Below are 23,295 nucleotides of genomic sequence, written 5' to 3' on the forward strand. Positions count from 1 at the left end.
TTCACACCTACATTTATAAGCCATGTGTTAACCTTATAAAATAGATAAAAGGAGTGCGTGTGCGTCACATTTTAATTTTCAGTTTTTGCTTTATTGTAAGTGGTTGCAGCACTATTGGCTTTAACGACTTGTTTAATGATTATGCCACAAACACCACCCCTGTTAGGCAAGCTATTAGCAATAATAATATTGAAAATGCACGCACCCTTATAAAAACCAACAGTAAAGCCCACAGTAATTATTTACTGAACCAATTAGAGCAAGGGCGTATTGCTGATTTAGCTAATAATCCAGATAGTGCGCAAACATATTTTGAAACTGTCTACCAACAGATGCAAGCAAAGCGCCAAGCAGCCAAAATACAAGTAAGTGCAGGGCTTGAACAAAGTAATGCGCTGTTAACTAACGATTCAGCAATAGGTTATATCCCACCAGCCTACGAAATGAGTATGTTGCATAGCTACAAAGCACTTAATTATGTTTATAAACGCGATATTGAGAGCGCGTTAGTTGAAATACGCCGTGCCAATAAAGTACAAGTTGATGCACTACTCGATAATCAAAGCGAGTTTGATAATGCCGTTGCTCAAGCACAGCAACACTACCCAGACATGGATAATTTAACTCGCTCGGTAAAAAATGGCTTTCAAAATGCGTACACGTTTTACTTATCAGGGTTGTTATATGAAACGGCAAAGCAAGGCGATGATGCCTACATAGACTATAAAAAAGCACTTGAAATACAACCTAATAATCAGTACTTACAGCAAGATATATTGCGCCTTGCCAAGCAGCAAGGCTTTGCGTATGACTACAAACAATTTAAGCGACAGTTTGGTGAAGTAAACACTATAGATAAAAATCAAGGCGAAGTGGTTATATTATTTGAACAAGGCCTAATACCAAAACAGTACGAGTTTAAATTACGATTGCCTATTTATACTTCGCAGGGGGATGCCCGCTTTTATAGCTTAGCAATGCCCGTTTATATTAATAATGCCTACAGCAGTGCCGTTAATAATATAAAAGTTAATAACCAAGTATTAGCATTAAGTCCATTAGTGCATTTAGAGGCACTGGCCGCTAAAACGTTAGAACAGCAAGTAGCTGGTCGTGTTTCAAGGCAAATATTACGTCTTGTCGCTAAAGAAAAAATGCGTGCAGAGCTTGCGCGCAGTGCCGGTGATGTAGGGAACATTTTGGCAAATTTGTATAATCTTGCATCTGAGCAAGCAGATACGCGCAGTTGGCTCACCCTGCCTAATCAGATCAGCCTTGCCCGCAGTACAGTGAAAGCAGGCGAGCATACTTTAAACGTTGGCTCACAACCGCCAATAAATTTTACCGTTAGTAAGCAAGGGTTAACGTTAATCTACCTAACCTCTGTTAATAACTATTTTAACTCCCATGTAGTGCAACTTTAGGAGCCATCATGAAATACATACTTCCCGTTATTGCGCTGTTTATGCTTAGCGCATGTAGCAGCCGACCTGTAACCTCAGGTATTGGGGTTGAGCAAACTGCCAACGCTTACAAAGAGCAGCTCAATGTAAATAATCCACAATTAGCTAAAAAGCTTTTAATAAGTGATGTAAAAACGCGTCAAACAAATAACCTTACCGACGTGGTAGTTACTTTAGCGAGTACCTATAAAAAATCGCAATACTTACAGTATCAATTTAACTGGTTTGATAAAGATGGCTTTGTTATTAAAGGCAACCACTCACCGTGGCAAGCACTAACATTATTTGGCTTTGCTAAAACTCAGCTTGCAGGACTAGCACCTAGCTCTAATGCCGTTACCTTCTCATTAGCTGTAAGAGAAGTTTCAACCGACGCACAAGAATTTAAAGATTAAAGGAAATCATGATGATCAATAAACAATTTAAATCACTGTCTAGTTATGCAATTTTAGGCTTAGCGGCACTGACACTTGCAGGCTGTGCCAACAAAGCTGTTGTCAGCTATGGTGATGCCCAAGCCGTAGAAACCACAGATATAAACTTTGGCTCTACAGACTTACAAAAAGTTGCCTCGCAAATGACCGACTCTCTGCTTAGTTCGCCTGTGGTTGGTACTATGACCGCCAATACACGCCCTGTGGTATTTGTAGAGCGTATTAAAAATAAAACCAGTGAACACATAGATACAGAATCAATCACCGACTCAATCTCTACTCAATTACTGCGTAGCGGCAAATTTAGATTTGTTGATATGACCCGTGTAGAGGCGGTTCGTGAGCAAATTACATTTCAAAACGAAGACGCCTTAGTCAACCCAAGTACTGCTGTGGCTTTTGGTAAGCAAATTGGTGCGCAATATATGCTGTACGGTAACCTATCAAGCATTGTTAAATCTAATGCAGATAAAGCCGATGTGTACTACAAATTTACAATGCGTTTAATGGATATGCAAAGCGGCCTTGTTGAATGGGCTGACGAAACTGAAATTCGTAAGACGCGTGAAAAATCAACGTTTGGTTGGTAATAACAGGAGCGAATTATGAAAACGCTTAGCTTAATTTTATGCGCTTTATTAGTAGTAAGTGCCCCAACGTTTGCCAAGTACGAACGAAATAAAGCCGTTCCTGTACAGCAAGTACTATTTGGTAAAGTAAAGTCGGTGCGCACTATTACTGAGCAACAATTAGTACAAGACAAAAGTAACGGCTGGAAAACCTTTGGCGGTGCCTTACTAGGCGGTGTTATTGGTAACCAGTTTGGCGGCGGCAGTGGTCGAACTGTAGCGACTATTTTAGGATCGGTGATTGGTGGTAACGTTGCTCATAATCAGCAGCAAACACAGCGCTATGAAAACACACAGCTCGTTGAATTACTGATACAAGTAGAAAGTGGTGAGCAATTTATGGTGGTACAAGACAACGATCCCGCTATGCGTTTTCACCAAGGGGATAATGTTCGCCTGATCTACTTAACCAATAACACGGTGCGAGTAGATAGCGCGTATTAATATTCTTTTGACGGCATAATTGAAAAAAACCTAACTTAGGTAACTAAGTTAGGTTTTTTTAAAGGTAATTACGCTTATTTTTAAGCTGGTTCTTTTGCCCAAAGCTGCTCATTTTCATGCATTTCATATAAGCCATGAGCACGGTTTATAAGTAAGTTTGCAAAGTCGGCTTGGGTTTTATCTCGTGCACCCGCGGTAATAATTTGGTCGGCCTTTAACTGCCACTGCAATGAAAAATAACGCATGGCATCACGTGCATCTTTTGCTGCAGACGCTTCAGCATGATCGGTTGGTAAACGACCGGTGATCACCCAATAGCTTTTACCGTTTTGCGCTTTAAATTTCCAAAGTGCGCATAAAGGTGCTAAAAAACGGCTTTCTTTTTCAAGCAAGGTTTTAGGCATAATGCCTTTTTCAGCTAAATGTTTTTGCGCATTTTGAAAACATTCGCGCTGCCATTGGATTTCTTGTTGCTGAAGTTCAGCTTGCTGCTCTGGTGTTAATGGTTTTTGTTCTTGTTGCTGCATTTTAATAACCTTTTTACTTCTTTGTTTACACTTTAAGGGCATAACAAATAAGGCGCAAGCATAAATAGCGAGCTTAACACCTTATTAGCAGCTGTTTGCTGGGTTTTTAAACAAAACACACTTACTTTATGTTGTGATCAAACGATCCTGCATCACCTGGGAATACCACTGGCGACTCAATACCCTGTTTATTCACGCTAGCAACTCCAAAATAGTAATTATCAATAACCACATTTTTTAGGGTAAATTCACTGACCTTATCAACCCATTGACTGTATTGCCATTGTGGTTCACTAGTATAGCGCCAGTATATACGATAGCCTGCTACATTTTTATCCTCTGTTGGCTGCCAAGAAAGAGTGGTACTGGCGCGTACGGCACCACTAATTTTCACCTCTTTTGGTGGCGCAGGAGCCCACGCCATTGATGCAAGGCTTACCGCATTTAACGAGGTAAGTTTTGCGGCGTAATCAAAATCCACCCCATCAATAGTATCACCGTACACTACCCCATTTTCGGTGCGCAGGTCTTGATGTTGGCGATCATAATGCTCGTTGGTTTCCATAATGCGTACAGCCGCAAAACCCGCATCATTAAACGGACGATGATGCCCGCCTCGTGCAAAACGGTCGAGCCTATATACCAGCATGGTATCTAAGTTCTCAATGTATTTATCAGCAATGGTGTCTATGTAACGCGCTAAATTACGGCTCGCTGAGTCAACTTCGCCGCCAGTAAAACGACGAGTACGGGCTTGTTCTTTAGTTTCAACTACACGCGTACCTTCAGAAAAAATACGTGCAGTGGTGTTATCGGTTACGCCATTAATGCCGGTAATGTTACCAATCATGTCGTTATTTAAAACACCATGAACCTGCCAGTTATTTTTTTGTGCGTAAGCAGTTAAAATTTTACCGCCAAATAAACCTTGCTCTTCACCTGAGAGTGCTGCATATACCACTGAGCCATTAAATGTATATTGCGATAACACCCGTGCCGCTTCAATCACACCGGCTACCCCTGATGCATTATCGTTTGCCCCAGGTGAATCGCTAGTAAAATCCATAACATCACTAACGCGTGAGTCTATATCTCCCGACATCATCACCATACGGTTAGGATCGGTGTTACCGCGCTGAATCGCAATTATGTTAACCACTTCCACAGGGTCAGGAATGCGCTTTTCACCCGAGATGGTTTGTTTTACTTCTAGTATCTCTAAACAGCCACCACACTGTGCCGAAATTGCTTCAAATTCTTTTTTTATCCAGCGTCTTGCCGCGCCAATACCACGGGTATTCGATTTAGTTTCAGATAAAGTATGGCGGGTACCAAAATCCACTAACGTTTGAATATCATCTCTAATACGCTGCGCTGAAATTTGATCTGCAATATTGTGCAATGATGCTTGTTGTGTGGTTTGTGCCGCCACACTATAAAATGACGCGCTACAAACAGATGCAACCGCACTATACTTAATAATCCGAGTAACTAACTTTAAAGGTGAAATTGACATAGCAGTTTAATCCTTATTGTTGATGTTTTTAAAATGACAGCTCTGCAGGTATACAGCAATGCATTTGAGATAAACGTTAAAAACCTCAAGTTAAATTACATTTAATTAACACGCTTAGTTTAGCTATCGCTTGCTCGGTTCCTAGTTTAATAAAAATAATCACTTATTCTGTTTTGTACGTATATTAAAAGATAATCAGCTATCATTTTATATACCCTGTTTAAAAATAATAAGGTGCTGTAAAAATATGAAGAAACACGAAGAATTACCTGAGGATCATGTTGACCCGCTTATGCAGTATTTACATCATGCGATTCGCTTTGCTATTAAAATATTAGCGGTGCTCATGGTGCTAGTTATTTTTTGGAGTATTGCTGATGTAGTATATGTTTTATATATGCGATTGAGCTCTCCCCCTTACTTTTTATTAAACATTGAAGACATTCTGCAAACCTTTGGTGCTTTTATGGTGGTGCTTATTGCGGTAGAAATATTTACCAATATTCGTTTATATTTAGGCTCCAGTTCACTTCCGGTTGAGCTGGTCATTGCCACCGCACTAATGGCTGTGGCGCGTAAAATTATTGTTTTAGATTTAAAATTAGTGACCTCAGAGCAAATTATTGGCCTTGCATTAGTGACTTTAGCCTTAGGTATATCTTACTGGCTGGTAAAAAATAAAACCGGTCATACAAAACTGTAAATCGTTAACTTAACTTAAGATAACAGCTAAATACCTCATTCCCACTGCGCCTTTGCGCTTTACAATGGTATAGTGGGATACCTCTATAAATACTTAATAAGCTTCTAATATGTATCGATTATTTGAACGGATGACTAAACCGTTCCCGGAGCGTTCTCCATCTCAGCCTCCTAATACCTTATTTGCCTTTTGCCGCCATTACACCAAAGGCATGGAACTGTCTTTAGTGCTTATGTCGCTCAGTGCCGCATTATTAGCTATTTTAGAAGTGTCTTTATTTAGTTACATGGGGCAACTGGTTGACTGGCTTGGCGAGTACACCCCTGAAGAACTTTTTTCGCAGCAACAATCCGAATTAATAAAAATGGGGTTAATGCTTTTGGTTGTGATGCCTGTGGTGGTATTTTTTAGGTCAGCTATTTTACATCAAGCACTGTTGGGCAACTATCCGATGTCGATACGTTGGTTAGCGCACCGTTATTTATTACGCCAAAGTGTCAGCTTTTATCAAAATGAATTTGCCGGGCGAATAGCCACTAAAGTGTTACAAACCTCATTAGCTGTGCGTGAGTCAGTCACTAAGTTACTTGATGTATTGATGTACATTGCCGTTTATTTTGGCTCAATGGTGTTTTTAGTAGCCGCCTCAGATTGGCGCTTAATGCTGCCGCTATTAGTGTGGTTAGCATTATATATTTGCGTGCAAATTTACTTTGTACCACGGTTAAAAAGCATTGCTAGCTCACAAGCTGATGCACGCTCAGAAATGACCGGCCGTATTGTTGATAGCTACACCAATATTTCAACCATTAAGCTGTTTTCTTACACCCAACGCGAAGAGCAATATGCTAAACAAAGCATGGATGTATTTTTACAGCCTGTATATAAACAAATGCGTTTGGTAACCAGCCTTAACGTGGTTATTCAAAGCTTGAACTATTTACTGGTATTTTCGGTGGCAGCAGTGTCTTTGTATTTATGGTCGTTAAGTGCCATTAGTGCGGGGGCTATTGCAGTAGCATTGAGTTTGTCGTTAAGGCTTAATGGCATGGCCCAATGGATCATGTGGGAAATTAGCAGCTTATTTGAAAACATTGGTACCGTAGCCGATGGCATGCGCACCCTTTCAAACCCGATTGCGGTTGATGACAAGCCAAAAGCCGATAGTTTAAAAGTAACTCAAGGTTCAATCGACTTTAACAATGTACACTTTAATTATGGTAAAGCCGCTAATGAAAATAACCGAGGTCCAGTAATTAACGGTTTAAACTTAAATATTAAACCGGGCGAAAAAATTGGCTTAGTGGGTCGCTCTGGCGCGGGTAAATCCACATTAGTTAACTTGTTGCTACGTTTTTACGATACAGACAAAGGCTGTATTAGTATTGATGGCCAAAATATAACTGATGTAAGCCAAGAAAGCCTTCGCCGCTATATCGCTATGGTCACCCAAGACACCTCACTACTGCACCGCTCAGTAAAAGACAACATCTTATACGGCAGACCTGATGCAACCGAAGCGGAAATGCTCGATGCGACCAAACAAGCCAAAGCGCTCGATTTTATAAACGATTTAGAAGACAGCAAAGGCAATAAAGGCTTTGAGGCACAAGTGGGCGAACGAGGAGTAACCCTCTCGGGCGGGCAACGCCAGCGGATTGCGATTGCTCGGGTGTTACTTAAAAACGCGCCTATTCTTATACTTGATGAAGCTACCAGTGCCTTAGACTCAGAGGTAGAAGCGGCTATTCAGGCCAGCTTAGATGATTTAATGACAGGCAAAACGGTTATTGCTATTGCACACCGATTATCAACCATTGCACAAATGGACAGGCTTATTGTGCTTGATGAAGGTGGTGTTGTAGAGCAAGGCAGTCACGATGAGTTAATTGCCCAAGGCGGCATTTACGCTGCACTGTGGGCACATCAAACTGGCGGCTTTATTGGTATTGAATAAAAAAACCATCTCAGAGTAGGTCATCATTTGGCCTGCTCTTGTTTACTAAAATTTAACTTTATTATTAATTTTAAATGCTATTTATAGCCTTTTAGTCGAATTTTATAGCCCACCTATTGCCTCACTGTTTTTATAATGTCACATTCGCGACTGATTTTTTTATCATTCATCAGGCAATTCACCATGTCTTTTTTAATCAAACATAAATACACCCTCTATGGGGTGTTCGCTATTTTACTTTGGAGCAGTTTAACTGCTTTTGTTCGTGATTTATCGGAGTTATTTAGCCCAATTGGCGGTGCCGCTTTAATTTATAGCGTCAGTGCGATTTTTTTAATGTTTGTCATGGGTGTACCAAGGCTAAACAATTATCCAAAGCGCTATTTAGTCTTTGGTGGCAGCTTATTTGTGATTTACGAAATGTGTTTGGCTTTATCGCTTGGCTTTGCAAATAGTCGCCAGCAAGCGTTGGAAATGGCGATTATTAACTACCTTTGGCCAGCGTTAACCATTTTATTATCGATTATTGTTAACCGCATTAAAGTAAGCGTATTAGTCTACCCGAGCATACTGATTGCGTTTTTAGGGGTTGCATGGTGCATTGCAGGTGATAGTGGTTTATCTGTGGAAGTATTAACCAATAATATAAGTGACAACCCATTGCCCTACTCTATGGCGTTTGCAGCGGCGTTTATTTGGGCTGTGTATTGCAGTGTAACGGTAAAACTTAGCGAGGGTAAAAATGCCATTAGTGTATTTTTTGCAGCCACGGCAATCTCTTTATGGATAAGTTACGGATTGAGTAATGAACCCAGCTTTGAGTTTAGCCTAGATTCTAGCTTTACCTTAGTATTGGCAGGCGTGGTTATTGGTGGAGGTTACGCACTATGGAACCAAGCAATCATTGGCGGTAACCTAGTGTTGTTAGGCACCTTGTCTTACTTTATCCCTGTGTTATCAACACTATTTGCTGCTATTTACTTATCAGTATCGCTCACCAGCGCATTCTGGCAAGGCGTTGTGTTAGTGACATTAGGCTCATTAATCTGTTTTATTGTGACCCGAAAAACAAAGCCAGCCCAATAAAATATGTAAGCGAAAAGCTAGAGGCTGTCTGCTTTTCGCTTTAATCATTTACTTAACTAGCTAATCGCAGTCCTAACAGCACTAACATCACAATGTTTGCTATCACACTGATTAAAAAGAAGTAACTACGCGGGCTGGGGTTTTTCTCGGTGGCAATTGCGTAATACAGTGCCATATGAATTAAACGTGCAATCACATATACCCAAATACATATTGCAAATACCGAGCTGTGGTAATTCATCACAAAAGCAAATAAAACCGTTCCTATAAACAACGCGCTGTTTTCTAGGGTGTTATGAAAAGTACGATGAGCCCTAAATATAAAGCTCTCATGAGATAGCTCTTTATCTATTTTTCCTGGCACTGCACCGGGCTGTTTAGCCTTACTAAACGTCGCCACAGCCCACTGAACTAACATCATAATTAAGTATAAATAAAATGCTACAAACGCAGAATGTGCAATATCGGTCATTGTTTTTTCCTTTGTGTTGTTATTAGAGTAATAGTTACAGCAACTATTAAGCCAAATTTAAACCACTGATATGTATATAAATTATTTTATAAAATATACATTTTTTGTAATAGATTCCTGCTTTATATAAAAATTACGGTGTTTATGTAATGTATATCAAACCGCAAGCCAACATTAATACTAATTACGTATTTTATAAATTTAACTTGAGCATTTATTCTAATTATTGTTTTATAGTGTTACTAGAAACGGAACGGCGGAATTTGTATGAAAAATAAAATAACCAAATCTTTAGCTACAGCGGCATTATTGAACTTTATATCAGTACCTGCTTTTTCAGCTCAAGCTCATATTGAAAATGCAGAAAACTTGGTACAGCAAGCTCAATACAAAAACGTAGCAACTATTAAGCGTAATTTCGCAAAGCAAGTAGCGCTTAATTATTCAGTATTGAATGCTGATTTAAAACAATCAGTAAATAAATATAACTTAGTTTTAAATGCTGATCAGTTATCAACTGTAGCACGGCATACAAAGCGTAATATAAGTCAGGCAAATAGCGCCTTACAACAACTTAAAGGCTTACCAAACAATACAGGAAGCTTGTTACAAGTTCGTTTGGCAAGTGAGTCCATGCTTACTGATTGGCAACAAGGAGAAAGCCCTTTATTCGCATTTGCACCCGCTGGTGACGATAGCCAATGGAGCGAGATTGAAGCGTTCGATCAGTTTGGTGACATTCATTATCTGAGCGTTGACCAAATGCCAACCCAACCTGTTTTTATTGTGGAGTTAGATCAACAAAAAGTACAGGATGCGGGTATTGCAGTAATGAAAGGAATTTTGTCTGCTAACAAGTTCAGCAAAAACATGGTTAGCCCACAAAATCAATTAAGTAATGAGCAGCCATTACAAACTAGCGTGCTAAAAAAAATACATTTAGAGGATGATAAAGAACCTTGGATTTCAGGAAAGGCAGAAGTTTATGCCATCGTAACGGGGATTAATCCTAGCAGAGATGAACCAATATTAGATATTGTTGATTTACCTTATTTAGATCATGACCAAACCACTTACAGCCCTAATCAGGTTTTAATTCATTGGCAACGTTATCGTTGGCAAGCGGTCGATTTGCTTTTAATGGAGCAAGATGACAACACTAATTATAAAACCTTAGCAATGAAATTATTAGAAATATCAGAGCAAGTAATGGCAAGTATCCCTGATTTACAAGCACAGGGCTATACTATTATTCCTAAACTTACTAATGAATTGCTTAAAGCAATGCCTGATGAATGGTTTACCAATAATGATGATTATGTTGATGTTTTTTACACGCTATTTGAAAACAAAGACTATCAAGAATATAAAGGGGCCAGCAGTAATGCTACTATTACCTTGTCACCTTTAGAGATTAACCCTCGTCAGTAAATAGCGACTCGCCACTGTTTGGCTTGGTAACTAAACAGTGGTGAGTTAATCATTACTCCCGCAGTTTAAGCGTGATACATACAACGCCGTGATCGGTACTTAAATCGTCGCGCTCAAACTCGGGGTTAATTAAATGACGATCGTAAGTATGATAATCGCTTACTTCAAAAAAACTGTCGTCATAGCCAGAATCAAACTCACAAGACAGCAAAATATAATCAAGTACTGAACTGCTTGCGCCAAAGTAATGTGTTGCTTTTCGTAATGGTTTTAAACATCGATTATCTTTATCGGTAATACCTTGTATTGACTCATTAGCTACTTCATCAAGCTCGCAATCATCGTGTAACTTCGTAAACAACTGCCACGCATCGTTAAGACAATATTTTGCAAGGTAGGTTTTACTATCAAACGCGGGGGCAAAACGCAGTGTATTGGTTAGTAAATGGCTTAAAACGCCATCAGCTAGGTCGTTATTAAAATCTCCCATTAGTATCATAGGCTGTTGCGTGGCCTCACGACGACTTATCATTTCTATCATCAGCAATGTTGCTTCACTACCGCGCTGAATAGTTGAGCCCCAGCCACCCGCTACATTTGCTTTTAAAATTTCAATAATGTTTTTTTCAGCGGTTAGTTCTTTATTAGTTTCATCAATCTCAATTGATGGCCGTTTAGATTTAAAATGCACCACATAGCAATCGGTATTGCCGATATGCGGCAAACTTATTGTGGCTCTAAGTACTCTACGGCTAAAGGCAAAATCTTCAGTTAAACCTAAAGTACTGGCAAGCTCATAGTCGTGTTTAACGCTTGCTACTTCAACGATGGGGTATTTTGCTGCTATTGCCACAACGGGGCGTTTATAAATAAAATCATCTATTACCTGTGGCTCATCCACCACAGCAAAGTGCGCATAACCTTGCTGCTTTACTAATTCTCTAAGCGACTCAATGCTAAACACTTCCTGAAAGCCAATTACATCGGGCTGATGCTCGGTTAAATAATCAATAATCCAGCGCTGTTTTTTTGCCCATTGCTCCGCGGTATATATCCGCTCAAACTCATAATAAGCATTAGGTGGCTCAAGATAATTAAACAGGTTAAATGTGGCTATTTTTAATGTTGAATTGGTTATCATCATCTCAGGGGATTGTTCTGAGTTATCAGTTAAAGGTGATGTATTACAGTCACTAATAATGGTCGCCTTTGAAAGTTTATATTGTGTGCTATTGTCAACATCATATAAGATTTTTGCTGAGTGCCAAAGCTTGATAACAACTAAAACCAATTAAATCGTTTAAAGTTTAAGCAAACGAAACCTATCCCCTTTAAATTTATATACAAGTTGGTATGCTACGCGACCTTTTTTAACATATGGTTATCAAAAAAGGCAAAGCCAAGGGGCGGCTAATGCTGCAAGGCACTTAGTATAAGTGGCAGCAATATTACAGGCATCACGTTAAACAAACGTTAGGTGTAACTTTAAATAGCAATATAAAAAGCACTATTAGGGTCAAACTATGCGATTAGGACCAGGACTACTCGTCACCGCTGCCTTCATTGGACCAGGGACTATTACCACCGCGAGCGTAGCGGGTGCAAACTTTGGTTTTGCACTAATATGGACATTACTATTTTCAGTAATTGCCACCATATTATTACAATCTATGGCGGCGCGCCTAGGCGTAGCCACTGGGCAAGACTTAGCACAAGCACTAAGAGCCCATATTGAAACTCCCCTATTTAAATCTCTCGCTATATTTTTAGTGATCAGCGCCATTGGTGTTGGCAGTGCCGCCTACGAGGCTGGTAATTTAAGCGGTGCCAGCATGGGATTAATTGAAATATTCCCTCAGGTAAATGCCCAACTTTGGACGCCACTGATTGCATTTTTAAGTGCCATACTACTTTATAGCGGTAAACACAAAGTTGTTGAAAATGCGCTTATTTTACTAGTGATTTTAATGAGCCTAGTGTTTATCTCTACGCTTGTTATGGCGGCTCCCTCGCTCAGTGACTTATTAGCTGGTTTTATTCCTAGCATGCCTGAGGGCTCAGTCACCACAGTATTAGCATTGGTAGGTACGACCATAGTGCCATACAACTTATTTTTACACTCAGGGGTACTGGCTGCTCGCCATGACAGCGAGAGTGACAAACAAAAAGTAATTAAAGAAACCAATATAGATACGGGCGTGTCCATCACCCTAGGTGGTGTGATCACCTTAGCTATTTTATCAACCGCATCAGTAGCGTTTTATGGCCCCGATGCAGGGCAAATTAGCGCTGCCAATATGGCGGTGCAGCTTGAGCCATTACTTGGCGATGCCGCCCATTACTTTTTTGCTATTGGTTTATTTGCCGCAGGTTTAACCAGCGCAATAACTGCTCCTCTTGCGGGCGCTTACGCCGTATGTGGCATGTTAGGTTGGTCAAATAAAATGGATAACACCCGCTTTAAAAGTGTCGCCATTGTTATTTTATTATTTGGTGCGGCGGTGGCGTCTCTGGGTTTAGACCCTGTCGCGGTGATAATTTTTGCCCAAGCAGCTAATGGCTTATTACTGCCTATTGTAACCACCTACCTAGTGTGGCTGGTTAACCAAAAATCAGTAATGGGCAAATACACCAACTCAATGTTGGTAAACTTACTTACTTTACCGGTGTTAGTGCTTATTTTTGGCTTAAGTGGTTACAAGCTGTTTAGTTTGATTTTTTGATATCACGACGCAATTTATACACACAAAAGCCGCTATATTAATAGCGGCTTTTTACATTGCAGACCAATGCTGACTTAAAAGCCGTGATGCGCTGCCTTGTGCTTATTTTCCTTAATGAGTTTTGCAAATACATAACCCCCTACTGCACCTGCACATAATTGCGCATAAAAACCCCAACCTCTTGCACCTGCAATAATAGTAATATTCATAATTGACTCAATCGCAATTAACGCCGTTGCAAACGCCACCACACCAGCAATAACAAATAGTTGTGTACCTTGCTTGTTCATTTTTTTAGCAATAAACCAAGTAACCAAAAACGCGATAGCAAGTGCAACAGAAATAATAGCGCCATAGGTCGGTAGCAAGCCAAGCCAATCTTCAAGGATTAAGTTAACACGGTCATTAAAGCCCACTACAACACCTACATTAACTAATTGATTGACAACGTATTGACTATGAAACAAGCTAGCAAGAGTGAATGTAAGTAACCAAGAAACTAAAAATGACGGGAGTATACGTGTTAAAAACTGCATGGTTATCTCAACTTAAAATAAAACTTTTTCCTTACACTAGCAAAGGCTTGCAGGGTAAACAATCTCTATATTGTATTACGCTACTGTCACTTTTAGCGTTTTCTTGTCACGCCAGTGCCGAGCTGCCAACACAGCAATACACAGCTAGTACTTTAGCAACAGGGCTCAATTCACCGTGGAGTATGGTTAAACTCCCAAACAATACCTGGTTAATCACCGAGCGTGATGGCCATGTTGTTATCATTAAAAACAACCAACAAACCCGAGTTAAAATAAACTTCGAGGGCTTATACGTTGCAGGGCAAGGTGGTTTACTTGATGTAGTGCTTTCGCCAAATTACAGTGAATCAAAAGAAATTATATTCACTTACGCCCAAGGTGAGCTTGATGCAAACAGGCTAGTAATAGCCAAAGCCACGTTTGATGGTGCGCAATTTTCAACGCCAAAAATTATTTATAAAGTCGCCACCGATAAAGGCACACCGCAGCATTATTCTGGCCGCGCGCTTGTGCTGCCTGATAATACCTTATTATTTTCAAGTGGTGATGGTTTTGACTACCGCGAGCAAGCACAGGTTATTACCAGTCAACTTGGCAAAACATTACGCATTAACTTAAACGGCACAATACCAAACGATAACCCGTTTATTAGTCACAAAAACGCTAACGCGCATGCCATTTATTCACTCGGGCACCGTAACTTGCAAGGCTTGGTTTATGATTACGATACACAGCAAATTATTAGCCACGAACATGGCCCCGCAGGCGGTGACGAGCTCAACTATTTAACAGCTGGCACCAATTACGGATGGCCAGTAATCACTAACGGCGACGATTATTCACAAGCACGCATTTCGCCCTTTAGAGACTACCCTGGAATGGCTAAACCAGCCGTAGATTGGACGCCTTCAATTGCGCCATCAGGCATGGCATATTATGGCTCTAAGCATGCAGCCTTCCCTTCACTGCAACGTCACGTGCTTATTACTACATTAGTCGATAAAAAGCTCTACAGTGTTAATTTAAAAAATGGTGAATACACTCAGTCGCATATTTTCCCAGAGGTTACAGGTAGGCTCAGAGATGTGTTTGTTACTGCTGAAGGTAATGTGGCAATATTAACGGATGGCAAAGAGGCAAAGTTAATGCTGGTAACGCCAAAGTGATATTCACTTAAATGAATGGTGATTGTCTCGTAGGATTTATTTTAATGTTTAACTTTTAAAATAAATCTTACGAGACTAAACATAGCACCAAGCTAAATTTATACTTAAAGTCAGACCCTTTAGGGAAGCTTTACAAAAGATTTTTATCGTGTGTTTAAATTAACTTTCCTCTCGCAGGCTTTTTGAAAATCATCAGGAGAAATTACGATTTGCCGCGTTGTATTTTTAACCTTCTTTTTTATCTCTTCTTTATTAAAAACTAAGTAACAGCCACTGCCGTCACTTATCTCAATTGAAGATAAATATTTATCCATTATTTTTGATTCACTTGATGACTGTTCATATTGCCAAACGTTTACTTCACCTACTTTTAATGGCATGTCCATTACCTGAGTACCGTACTCAGTTTTAAACACCACTTTAACCATTAATTCTTCAGCCGTAGAGTTTTTAACACTAGCCCAGTAAATACTTGAACATGAGCTCAATACAAAAGTTATTAGTAATCCAAAAATTAATACCTTTAATCTTTCCATAGAACCTCAGAACTCCAAATTAATCTTTTTATATCAACTTCAAGCGCTTCACTGCGTGTAATGCGTTGCTTCAAGTTAGCGGTGCTTTTTATGTCATTGTAATACTTCATGAGATCAATCTTTTCTTGTTTTTGGATAATCTGGAGAAGATACTTTCATATTCTAAAACGGTATTAATAATACTTCACCTCAATTATCTTTGTAAGTTTCAATGAAACAAAGAAAAAGCATCTAAGATAGGTATCTGCTTTTTCACTCTTAGCAACATCTCAGAGGTTGAGTCTAGCAAAGACTAAAGAGGCATAATCAATAGAGGGGTGCACTACTTAATGGATAAAATAGTCTATATTCATGTTAATGAGTGATATTTGGTTAAGCACTAAAGTAGCTAGGAGAATGTCTAGCTAAACTCCAGAATCAAAGAACCAATAAGAATAAAATACGAGTATGTTTTTCCTTTTAAATTGAGGGCGTTCAGAATTCTGTGTCAGCCTAAGTTGCTAAATATCTAGCACACCATCTAACCTACCTTCGAAGTGGATGGCCAATTGCGACAATGTCAGATTCCAATTATGGATTGGCATTGTCCATTTCTTCGAGGCATTCAATATGCCTGCATACAATAATTTCATCAAGCTGTTTTCATTAGGGAATGCTCCCTTAGTCTTGGTGAGTCGTCTAAACTGACGATGTACAGCTTCAATTGCATTTGTGGTATAAATAGCTTTTCGCACGTAATCTGGATACTTGAAGTAAACCGACAGATTGCCCCACTTTCGACGCCAAGACTCGATAACGATAGGGTATAACTTGCCCCATTTGGCATCTAATTCGGCGAGAGCGGCTTCTGCTGCATCTTTAGTGGCTGCCTTATAAACGGGTTTCAAGTCAGCCATAAACTCTTTTTGGTGCTTTGAAGCAACATACTTCATCGAATTACGAATTTGATGAATAACGCACTCCTGCACTTCGGCGTCAGGATAGATTGTTGCTATTGCTTCAGGGAAGCCTTTTAGTCCATCAACACAGGCAATTAAAATATCGGATACACCACGATTATGTAAATCTGTTAATACTGATAACCAATAGTTAGCCCCTTCACTTTCAGAGACATATAAACCAAGTAACTCTTTGCGGCCCTCGATATTGACACCTAGTACGGTATAAATAGCCTTACTCACGTAGCGCCCATTTTCTTTAATCTTATAATGAATAGCATCAAGCCAGATAAACGGGTAAAGCGTGTCTAAGCTGCGCGCTTGCCATGCTTTAAGCTCTGGTATCAGTTGGTCTGTTACGGCAGTGATGGTGGCCTCTGATACTTCAACGCCATACATATCCTGTATGTGGCCTCGAATATCTCGATAGCTCATACCTAAAGCAAACATAGATAGGATTTTCTCATCAATTTCAGGCGTTAACTTGGTTTGGTTCTTTTTAACAAGCTGAGGTTCAAACGAACCTGAACGGTCTCTGGGCGTTTCAAGTTCGAATTGACCTATGGATGACTTAACTGTTTTTTTGGTTGAACCATTTTTACGGTTAACTTCGGTCTTAGATTCTAAATGCTGCTCTAATTCAGCTTTAAGAGCCGCTTCGGTGAGTTGTTTAATTAATGGTGTTAGAACACCGTCTTCGCCAGTAAGGCCTTTACCTGCTTGAAGTTCAGCTAATGCTTTGTTGAAGTCGAAAGATTGAGTCATGTGTCACTCCTGTTTTCTTAATAATACTGAAATGACACAGATTTCTAAACACTACCTTTAAAAATTTTTATCAGACTATAAATCTATCTAAAATATATCACTCACATATAATTCATTTTTTGAGCTAGGTCTTTATAAGCTTATTATTGTTTTGCGCAAGCATCTATAAAGTCTTGTGGTTCAATAACGACTTCTAGTTGATGTTCCTCGACTTTTTTATCAATTGCCTCTCGATTGAAGATAACAGTACATCCCTCACTATTTATTGCTTCAACTTTAGATAAGTTCTTGTCTATTTTAGTCAGTACCAATGAAGATTGCTCATAATGCCAAAGCTCATTTTCTTGTGATTTGATTGGTTGTAACTCTAAAAAATGAGTGCCATGTTTATTAGAAAAAGTAAGTTTTACATTAATTACCTCGCTAGTGTTATTTTTTATACTACCCCAATAGATGTTGGAGCAACCATTAAGAAAAAGAAGAACTATAAGTAGAAAAGAATATTTTAAGCAAAACTTTAAACCGTCCATACACTTTTTGAACTCCATATTAATCGTTGAATATCTATTTCGATAGCGGCTGAATTTTTGACTCTCTGGAATGCACTTGTCCTGTTTCTCTTCCATAATACGCAGAGCTCTTTCTCAGCAAGTGGTGTAGCGCATATATTATCAAAATTACGCTTAAAGTTTGCAAGTCGCGACACTAAAGCACCTATAGGGCTAAGTAACAGCTTTGCAAAAATACAGGTTTGTGTGTTTCTGGAAATAACCCGCCGTCAAGAAAGCAAACGCTTTGTACTTTGATGGCATGCAGCTCATTTAAGTTGCTTTTAGCAAGTCGCTCTTGCGCTATCGTATCACCGTAATCGTGGCTTAAAATATGCGCTACTTTTACATTTAAAAGCTTTAAAAAGCGAGTCAGTAAATCCGCTTGCATATTTAAGGTGTACGTAACATTTTGCGGTTTGTCACTAAAACCAAAGCCCAGCATATCGAGGGTAAATACCTTAAAGTGCTGAGTTAACGCAGCCCATTGATTATGCCAATCCCAACTTGCCGTTGGGTAACCATGGATCAGTAATAAACACGGCGCGCCCTCTTTACCTTGCACATGATATGCAATGTCATTACCTTGAAATTCAAACGTCGACTGGCTGTTATGCCACGAAGCTAATGAGTCAGTGATTATTGTAGTGTTACTAATCGTGTTACTAATGACATTCATGACAATTTTGCTGCTTTTATAGGGTTAGAAACACATAAACTAAGTTACTACCATAATTAACTTCTTAACTTGTGTCATCTAAATTAGAACTTTGTTGGGTGGCGCCTTTGGCTTAACCAACCTACCTTTTAACGTAGGTCGGATAAGTGGCGAAGCCACGCCATCCGACAAAAATGATGAATTGACTTGGGGCAACCCGATTTATCATGCTGTGCTTAATATGCAAAATAACGGCTTTTTAGCCGCTTTTGTAAATTTAAGTTCTGATATGTGAAGTTAATATTTGCTCATTTTGGTCTTCAACCAAATAATCTTCAAATAAATCATTACACTGCGTAGTTTGCATCAACTAGCTGACTAACAACAATATTTGAAATGTTTTCTTTAGACTTTAACCAAAGCTCAACGTCTTCTCTATCTTGGTTAGTCGCCGAACCATAACGATGAACAGAACAAATAAAGCCACTGAATGACTTACAGTCACCTCCACCAGCAATACAAAGTTTTCTTTTATCGATGAATTCTAAAAGCTCATCTAGTAATAAATCAAACTCTTCCTCTGTTACATTTAAATTACAAGTAAATTCAAAACCTAAAATAGCAAATTCATCTAAATACAATTTCTTACGTAATCGTCTACTTTTAGTACTCATAAATATCCTTTGGTATATGACGCCAACTTATTAACCCGCCTACGAAGTGGCTTAGAATAAGTTATAAAGGAGCAAAAGCCAAAGATAACTTACTATTTAACATATAGTTAAAACTTAACTAACTGCGCTAAATTGCTATCTGAGTGCTTTTTAATGAAGAGATTTATTCACAAAGAGGATAAGAGGCGCTGTGCTTTTAGAGGAAAATAGCGGCTTAAATTAAGCCGTTTGAAGAAATTTAAGTTCTGATGTCTTTAGCAATTAATATCAGTGGACACCAATTTAAAAAAATGCGCTAAAGAGTCATTATCCGAATTAAAAATTGCAATATTAATTCCTGACTCATTTTTTACGCTTGGATACCTTAAGCCTAATACGCTTGTCTGCTCTGGCGTTTTAAAACGATGTCTAAAATACTCGGATATTATTTGAGTTGGCACGTATTCAACATGCTCCCTGCCATCTTTTGAAACAGGTAAAGTTAATTCTTTAACAAGAGAATGTAAGAACGATAAATTTTGCCTTGTTTCATATGCTCCCTTGGAAAAAACACTTGGTATTGCAGGCAAATTTACAAAATCAATAACAGTTATTTCAGTAAGCGTTTCAAATTTTGCAATCGTCCACTTCGTGGCTTTATCTACTACTTCTTTTTCTGCGGTTAACTGATCATATGCCACATAAAAATATGATATTCCTGCTGGGTTCATTCTCCCCGCACTAGCAAAGCCTTTAGGGGGCACTCCAACTTCTGAAAATGTTGTAAATTTAGCATCTTTTGAATTAACTCTGACTCGATAAAATTCCGTACCTGCAGGAATAGTTTTAACTAAACTTTCAGAATTACATAGTGCGCCTAAGGCATCTATCATATTAGAAACAGGTATATAATCAGGTCTACCCGATGAATATTTATCTTCTGGTTCGCTTAAAAATAAATATCTAGTTTTATGTAGTACTTGTTCTTTAAAAGCTGACCACCCATAAAATAATGCTGATGCAGGACTCTCAGTTGACCAATCATTATCTACATGTTCCACCAAATATAAACTTGGATCTGAGCTATCAATCAAGTCTTCGCAAAAGCTCTCTGACCAACCAGGAGCAAATTCACCAATGATTTCCGATATATTGTTCTCAGGCATAAGCCATTCTTTTTCAACCCATGGCATACCTACATCTTGTGCATCACCGTAATATTGGAAAATAGTTTCATATATACGTTCCATTACAATATCGTAAGGTGCTGCAATCAGCTCATCACTATTACTTTCTTCGTCATAATAATCTCCATCACAATATGAGCACGACTTTGAAGATAAGTTACTTTTAACGAGGTCAATTAATGCATCATCTACAACACAATTGGCACATATGGTTTTATTTGAGCGTGATAATTGTGGTGATGAATACATATCAATCATTAAATCTGAATGATAACCCAATGTAGACTCCTAATTGCGGGTAATACGGATTGCTAACGCCCAAAAGCAGCGGCAGCTTTAGCTGTCCGCCTGACTTTTATTGTTAGCAGTTGACTGCTCTCGATTGGCTTTCTGCTCTTCCAACCATCTCTGCCTATCTTCTCGTTCTTGCTTTCTGTCTTGAAATGAATATGTGTTTACATGAAGCCTTTTTGAAAATGACCGTGTCACTCCTTCGAACTGCTCTCTGAGCTTTTTGATGTCTCCCGAAATTTTATGGAGAGGATCACCTCCACCGATCTCTGAAACGCCATCGAACTCTTTAAAATCAATAATTAACTCATCAGAGTATGAGTTTCCTTCAACATCCTCATAAGAGGTTGAAACTTTAAAATATGGGGAAAATACATCTTCACTATCGATTTTATTTTTCACATCATAAAAACTGAATAAGAAACTCTCAAATTTTTGATTAATACCAAGAGAATGCAGGCCTTTTGACATAACATGCAACTTTAAAAACTCATCGACAATAGCGTCTTCGGTTGCTTTAATTTCGTTACCATTCCTATTATAAAATTTAAAACGAACATTTCTCGCTATACCTTTACCAAGATTGCTAACCTCAAGCATCATCAAATTGAATGATATCGGACTACTAAAGAATTTTATGGATACGTTAGGACGAATGCTCTGTACTCGTAGTTCGTTAACTTGCGCGATTTGTGCTTCTCGCAAGTACCACGTTTCTTTAGCAAGTACAAAAGTAAGTACTGCGATCGCAACTGTAGCTAATGCACTTACCCAAGAAGACAATGAATCTGCAGTTAAAATGTTTGCTAACTGAATTTGGCTACCGGCAACAATTCCAAGAATGAATATCAAAGGTGCAGATACAATTCCTAAAACAGCTAAAAGCGGAATTAGACTTCTCTCATCTTTACGTTTTGTCACTATTCCTCCTTCGACTGTTAACAACTTTGTATCCGACATTTGTCGTTTTATAAACCGACAAATGTCTAAATATTACAATTAATCTAATGTAACCAGCGAATAAGGACATGTAAACAATTAGTTACCTCTCACCTAAATTTACGGAATGTAGAGAAACACCAAAATGGTAGAGATCAGTAATATTAGACAAAAAGTGTTGTGCAAATAAACAATAAAGGCAGGTTTATTACTTTTACTGACAAATAGCGTAAATTAGACTTTTACTTTCGCCTTGAACCTTTTCCCTTTCACCTTTTTCCTGAACCCACAACAAAAAAGCCGCTGTTCATTACAAACAGCGGCTTTCTTTCTAAAGCTTATGGCTAAAAACTGACAGCTGACAGCTGACAGCTAGTACTTTAAGCTTTACCAATCACTTCCAGTCCACCCATGTATGGGCGTAATACTTCTGGTACGACTACAGAGCCGTCGGCTTGTTGGTAGTTTTCTAGTATCGCAACTAGTGTACGGCCAACTGCTAAACCTGAGCCGTTTAGTGTGTGTAAAAGCTCTGGTTTTTTAGCACCTTCACGACGAAAACGTGCTTGCATACGGCGTGCTTGGAAATCAACCATGTTTGAACATGATGAAATTTCTCGATAGGTGTCTTGCGCCGGTAACCATACTTCTAAATCGTATGTTTTTGCTGCGCCAAAGCCCATGTCGCCCATACATAAAATTACTTTACGGTATGGTAATTCCAGCGCTTGAAGTATTTGCTCAGCATGGCCTGTTAGCTCTTCGAGTGCTTGCATTGAATCTTCTGGTTTTACAAGTTGTACTAGTTCTACTTTATCAAACTGGTGCTGACGGATTAAACCGCGTGTATCGCGGCCGTAGCTGCCTGCTTCACTTCTAAAACATGGCGTGTGCGCTGTTAAGCGAATTGGTAAATCGCTTTCTTCGTAAATTTCATCACGTGCGCTGTTTGTAAGCGGTACTTCTGCCGTCGGAATTAAGCTAAAACCAGCTTGCTGCTCGCCATCATCGTTCACTAGGCCTAATGTGTGGAATAAATCGCCGGCAAACTTAGGTAATTGGCTCGTACCGTAAAGGCTTGCGCTATTAACTAAGTACGGTACATACATTTCTGTGTAGCCGTTTCTGTCTGTGTGGGTGTCTAGCATGTATTGGGTAAGTGCACGGTGCATACGTGCTACTTGGCCGCGCATTACGGTAAAACGTGCGCCACTAATTTTAACGCCCATTTCAAAGTCTAGGCCGTTTAGGTCTTGCCCTACGTCAACGTGATCTTTTACCTCAAAATCGTACTTTTTTGGTGTACCCCACGTTAAAATTTCTACGTTGTCGTCTTCGTCAGCGCCTTCTGGTACCGACTCGTCCGGTAAGTTTGGGATAGCAAGCGCGATTTGTTTAATTGCTTCTAACACTTCGTCTTGCTCAGCTTTAGCTGCGTCTAACTCGCTGCCTAAGTTAGCAACTGCGTCTAGCAATGGCTGTGCATCTTCGCCTTTTGCTTTTGCTTGACCAATAGCTTTAGCACTGGCATTACGTTGACTTTGAAGCTCTTGCGTTTTTACTTGTAATGTTTTGCGTCTTTCTTCAAGTTCAGTTACTGCTGCTACATCAAGTTCATAACCACGTGCGGCTAATAGAGCGGCAGTTTGTTCGACATCTTGACGTAAATATTTAGAATCTAACATGTTAGTTT

At 39.2% G+C, this 23,295-nt stretch carries 24 protein-coding genes; 10 read left to right on the plus strand and 14 right to left on the minus strand.

The genetic code is table 11. From position 1 onward, the window contains the following. The first annotated feature begins 59 nt into the window (after positions 1-59). The 4 genes from MTF66_RS11865 to MTF66_RS11880 are packed head-to-tail and all read left to right on the plus strand — an operon-like array spanning position 60 to position 2,970. Positions 60-1,424 carry an adenine DNA methylase gene (locus MTF66_RS11865; protein WP_248527302.1) on the plus strand — a complete coding sequence of 455 codons (1,365 nt, stop codon included), beginning with the start codon at positions 60-62 and terminating at the stop codon, positions 1,422-1,424. 8 nt (positions 1,425-1,432) lie between these two features. Then, positions 1,433-1,858, plus strand: coding sequence for a YcfL family protein (locus MTF66_RS11870; RefSeq protein WP_138604884.1), 426 nt, complete (start codon positions 1,433-1,435; stop codon positions 1,856-1,858). A gap of 11 nt (positions 1,859-1,869) precedes the next feature. Then, a complete protein-coding gene (gene lpoB / locus MTF66_RS11875; protein ID WP_010389748.1) occupies positions 1,870-2,487 on the plus strand; it encodes a penicillin-binding protein activator LpoB in 618 nt (205 codons plus the stop codon). Between the two features lie 15 nt (positions 2,488-2,502). Continuing rightward, positions 2,503-2,970: a glycine zipper 2TM domain-containing protein gene (locus MTF66_RS11880; protein ID WP_010389747.1), complete on the plus strand. Its 468-nt coding sequence runs from the start codon at positions 2,503-2,505 to the stop codon at positions 2,968-2,970. An 80-nt stretch (positions 2,971-3,050) separates the two neighbouring features. Here the strand turns inward: MTF66_RS11880 and MTF66_RS11885 are convergent, their stop codons facing one another. Both MTF66_RS11885 and MTF66_RS11890 read right to left on the minus strand, forming a co-directional pair. After that, the gene (locus tag MTF66_RS11885) at positions 3,051-3,497 is read right to left on the minus strand and encodes a DUF4826 family protein (RefSeq protein ID WP_008110031.1); all 447 of its coding nucleotides are present in this window, start codon (positions 3,495-3,497) and stop codon (positions 3,051-3,053) included. 121 nt (positions 3,498-3,618) lie between these two features. After that, positions 3,619-5,013, minus strand: coding sequence for a M28 family peptidase (locus MTF66_RS11890; RefSeq protein WP_248527303.1), 1,395 nt, complete (start codon positions 5,011-5,013; stop codon positions 3,619-3,621). A 247-nt stretch (positions 5,014-5,260) separates the two neighbouring features. Here MTF66_RS11890 and MTF66_RS11895 point away from each other — a divergent pair, with 247 nt between their 5' ends. From MTF66_RS11895 to yddG, 3 genes are all read left to right on the plus strand, one after another. Then, the gene (locus tag MTF66_RS11895; protein WP_008110035.1) at positions 5,261-5,716 is read left to right on the plus strand and encodes a phosphate-starvation-inducible PsiE family protein; all 456 of its coding nucleotides are present in this window, start codon (positions 5,261-5,263) and stop codon (positions 5,714-5,716) included. Positions 5,717-5,825: 109 nt separating this feature from the next. Beyond that, positions 5,826-7,673, plus strand: coding sequence for an ABC transporter ATP-binding protein (locus MTF66_RS11900; RefSeq protein WP_054200787.1), 1,848 nt, complete (start codon positions 5,826-5,828; stop codon positions 7,671-7,673). Positions 7,674-7,856: 183 nt separating this feature from the next. Beyond that, the gene (gene yddG / locus MTF66_RS11905) at positions 7,857-8,759 is read left to right on the plus strand and encodes an aromatic amino acid DMT transporter YddG (RefSeq protein WP_248527304.1); all 903 of its coding nucleotides are present in this window, start codon (positions 7,857-7,859) and stop codon (positions 8,757-8,759) included. Between the two features lie 52 nt (positions 8,760-8,811). Here yddG and MTF66_RS11910 read toward each other — a convergent pair whose 3' ends face one another. Beyond that, positions 8,812-9,231, minus strand: coding sequence for an MAPEG family protein (locus MTF66_RS11910; protein WP_010389742.1), 420 nt, complete (start codon positions 9,229-9,231; stop codon positions 8,812-8,814). 267 nt (positions 9,232-9,498) lie between these two features. On the opposite strand from MTF66_RS11910, the gene MTF66_RS11915 reads away from it, so the two are divergent. Beyond that, positions 9,499-10,662, plus strand: a complete 1,164-nt coding sequence (locus MTF66_RS11915; RefSeq protein WP_008110046.1) for a DUF3103 family protein — start codon at positions 9,499-9,501, stop codon at positions 10,660-10,662. 52 nt (positions 10,663-10,714) lie between these two features. On the opposite strand, the gene MTF66_RS11920 is transcribed toward MTF66_RS11915, so the two are convergent. Continuing rightward, the gene (locus MTF66_RS11920) at positions 10,715-11,764 is read right to left on the minus strand and encodes an endonuclease/exonuclease/phosphatase family protein (RefSeq protein ID WP_248527328.1); all 1,050 of its coding nucleotides are present in this window, start codon (positions 11,762-11,764) and stop codon (positions 10,715-10,717) included. A gap of 421 nt (positions 11,765-12,185) precedes the next feature. On the opposite strand from MTF66_RS11920, the gene MTF66_RS11925 reads away from it, so the two are divergent. Then, positions 12,186-13,385 carry an Nramp family divalent metal transporter gene (locus tag MTF66_RS11925; RefSeq protein ID WP_248527305.1) on the plus strand — a complete coding sequence of 400 codons (1,200 nt, stop codon included), beginning with the start codon at positions 12,186-12,188 and terminating at the stop codon, positions 13,383-13,385. Positions 13,386-13,459: 74 nt separating this feature from the next. On the opposite strand, the gene MTF66_RS11930 is transcribed toward MTF66_RS11925, so the two are convergent. After that, a complete protein-coding gene (locus tag MTF66_RS11930) occupies positions 13,460-13,921 on the minus strand; it encodes a hypothetical protein (protein ID WP_138621005.1) in 462 nt (153 codons plus the stop codon). Here MTF66_RS11930 and MTF66_RS11935 point away from each other — a divergent pair. Continuing rightward, entirely contained in the window at positions 13,906-15,087 is a 1,182-nt protein-coding gene (locus tag MTF66_RS11935; RefSeq protein ID WP_248527306.1) for a PQQ-dependent sugar dehydrogenase, read from the plus strand. The two genes, MTF66_RS11930 and MTF66_RS11935, sit on opposite strands and share 16 nt — an antisense overlap. Before the next feature lie 143 nt (positions 15,088-15,230). Here the strand turns inward: MTF66_RS11935 and MTF66_RS11940 are convergent, their stop codons facing one another. The 9 genes from MTF66_RS11940 to serS all read right to left on the minus strand — a co-directional run bounded on the left by MTF66_RS11940 (position 15,231) and on the right by serS (position 23,287). Continuing rightward, positions 15,231-15,623 (minus strand): hypothetical protein, encoded by a 393-nt coding sequence (locus MTF66_RS11940; RefSeq protein WP_248527307.1) that lies wholly within the window; start codon positions 15,621-15,623, stop codon positions 15,231-15,233. Then, positions 15,611-15,733, minus strand: a complete 123-nt coding sequence (locus MTF66_RS38500; RefSeq protein ID WP_282454083.1) for a hypothetical protein — start codon at positions 15,731-15,733, stop codon at positions 15,611-15,613. Before MTF66_RS38500 ends, MTF66_RS11940 begins: the two co-directional genes overlap by 13 nt. Before the next feature lie 390 nt (positions 15,734-16,123). Next, positions 16,124-17,326, minus strand: coding sequence for an IS256 family transposase (locus tag MTF66_RS11945; protein WP_248527308.1), 1,203 nt, complete (start codon positions 17,324-17,326; stop codon positions 16,124-16,126). A gap of 143 nt (positions 17,327-17,469) precedes the next feature. Further along, a complete protein-coding gene (locus MTF66_RS11950; protein ID WP_175573819.1) occupies positions 17,470-17,952 on the minus strand; it encodes a hypothetical protein in 483 nt (160 codons plus the stop codon). A gap of 88 nt (positions 17,953-18,040) precedes the next feature. Then, on the minus strand, positions 18,041-18,553 hold the full coding sequence (locus MTF66_RS11955; RefSeq protein WP_248527309.1) for an alpha/beta fold hydrolase: 513 nt from the start codon (positions 18,551-18,553) through the stop codon (positions 18,041-18,043). Between the two features lie 326 nt (positions 18,554-18,879). Next, positions 18,880-19,206, minus strand: a complete 327-nt coding sequence (locus MTF66_RS11960; RefSeq protein ID WP_248527310.1) for a YggL family protein — start codon at positions 19,204-19,206, stop codon at positions 18,880-18,882. A gap of 254 nt (positions 19,207-19,460) precedes the next feature. Continuing rightward, entirely contained in the window at positions 19,461-20,651 is a 1,191-nt protein-coding gene (locus tag MTF66_RS11965) for a HEPN-associated N-terminal domain-containing protein (protein WP_248527311.1), read from the minus strand. 57 nt (positions 20,652-20,708) lie between these two features. After that, positions 20,709-21,584 carry a hypothetical protein gene (locus MTF66_RS11970; protein WP_248527312.1) on the minus strand — a complete coding sequence of 292 codons (876 nt, stop codon included), beginning with the start codon at positions 21,582-21,584 and terminating at the stop codon, positions 20,709-20,711. 398 nt (positions 21,585-21,982) lie between these two features. After that, complete coding sequence (gene serS, locus MTF66_RS11975) at positions 21,983-23,287, minus strand: serine--tRNA ligase (protein WP_248527313.1); 1,305 nt, start codon at positions 23,285-23,287, stop codon at positions 21,983-21,985. Positions 23,288-23,295 lie beyond the last annotated feature (8 nt).

The sequence above is a fragment of the Pseudoalteromonas sp. 2CM39R genome (assembly GCF_023161845.1).

Bases quoted from the DNA above. Each gene is read 5' to 3' on its own strand.
- MTF66_RS11955 (WP_248527309.1), bottom strand. From the start codon at position 18,553: ATGAATGTCATTAGTAACACGATTAGTAACACTACAATAATCACTGAC.
- MTF66_RS11940 (WP_248527307.1), bottom strand. From the start codon at position 15,623: ATGGAAAGATTAAAGGTATTAATTTTTGGATTACTAATAACTTTTGTA.
- yddG (WP_248527304.1), top strand. From the start codon at position 7,857: ATGTCTTTTTTAATCAAACATAAATACACCCTCTATGGGGTGTTCGCT.
- MTF66_RS11890 (WP_248527303.1), bottom strand. From the start codon at position 5,013: ATGTCAATTTCACCTTTAAAGTTAGTTACTCGGATTATTAAGTATAGT.
- MTF66_RS11950 (WP_175573819.1), bottom strand. From the start codon at position 17,952: ATGGAAGAGAAACAGGACAAGTGCATTCCAGAGAGTCAAAAATTCAGC.
- MTF66_RS11900 (WP_054200787.1), top strand. From the start codon at position 5,826: ATGTATCGATTATTTGAACGGATGACTAAACCGTTCCCGGAGCGTTCT.
- MTF66_RS38500 (WP_282454083.1), bottom strand. From the start codon at position 15,733: ATGAAGTATTACAATGACATAAAAAGCACCGCTAACTTGAAGCAACGC.
- MTF66_RS11910 (WP_010389742.1), bottom strand. From the start codon at position 9,231: ATGACCGATATTGCACATTCTGCGTTTGTAGCATTTTATTTATACTTA.
- MTF66_RS11925 (WP_248527305.1), top strand. From the start codon at position 12,186: ATGCGATTAGGACCAGGACTACTCGTCACCGCTGCCTTCATTGGACCA.
- MTF66_RS11880 (WP_010389747.1), top strand. From the start codon at position 2,503: ATGAAAACGCTTAGCTTAATTTTATGCGCTTTATTAGTAGTAAGTGCC.
- MTF66_RS11915 (WP_008110046.1), top strand. From the start codon at position 9,499: ATGAAAAATAAAATAACCAAATCTTTAGCTACAGCGGCATTATTGAAC.
- MTF66_RS11930 (WP_138621005.1), bottom strand. From the start codon at position 13,921: ATGCAGTTTTTAACACGTATACTCCCGTCATTTTTAGTTTCTTGGTTA.
- MTF66_RS11960 (WP_248527310.1), bottom strand. From the start codon at position 19,206: ATGAGTACTAAAAGTAGACGATTACGTAAGAAATTGTATTTAGATGAA.
- lpoB (WP_010389748.1), top strand. From the start codon at position 1,870: ATGATCAATAAACAATTTAAATCACTGTCTAGTTATGCAATTTTAGGC.
- MTF66_RS11885 (WP_008110031.1), bottom strand. From the start codon at position 3,497: ATGCAGCAACAAGAACAAAAACCATTAACACCAGAGCAGCAAGCTGAA.
- MTF66_RS11945 (WP_248527308.1), bottom strand. From the start codon at position 17,326: ATGACTCAATCTTTCGACTTCAACAAAGCATTAGCTGAACTTCAAGCA.
- MTF66_RS11895 (WP_008110035.1), top strand. From the start codon at position 5,261: ATGAAGAAACACGAAGAATTACCTGAGGATCATGTTGACCCGCTTATG.
- MTF66_RS11870 (WP_138604884.1), top strand. From the start codon at position 1,433: ATGAAATACATACTTCCCGTTATTGCGCTGTTTATGCTTAGCGCATGT.
- serS (WP_248527313.1), bottom strand. From the start codon at position 23,287: ATGTTAGATTCTAAATATTTACGTCAAGATGTCGAACAAACTGCCGCT.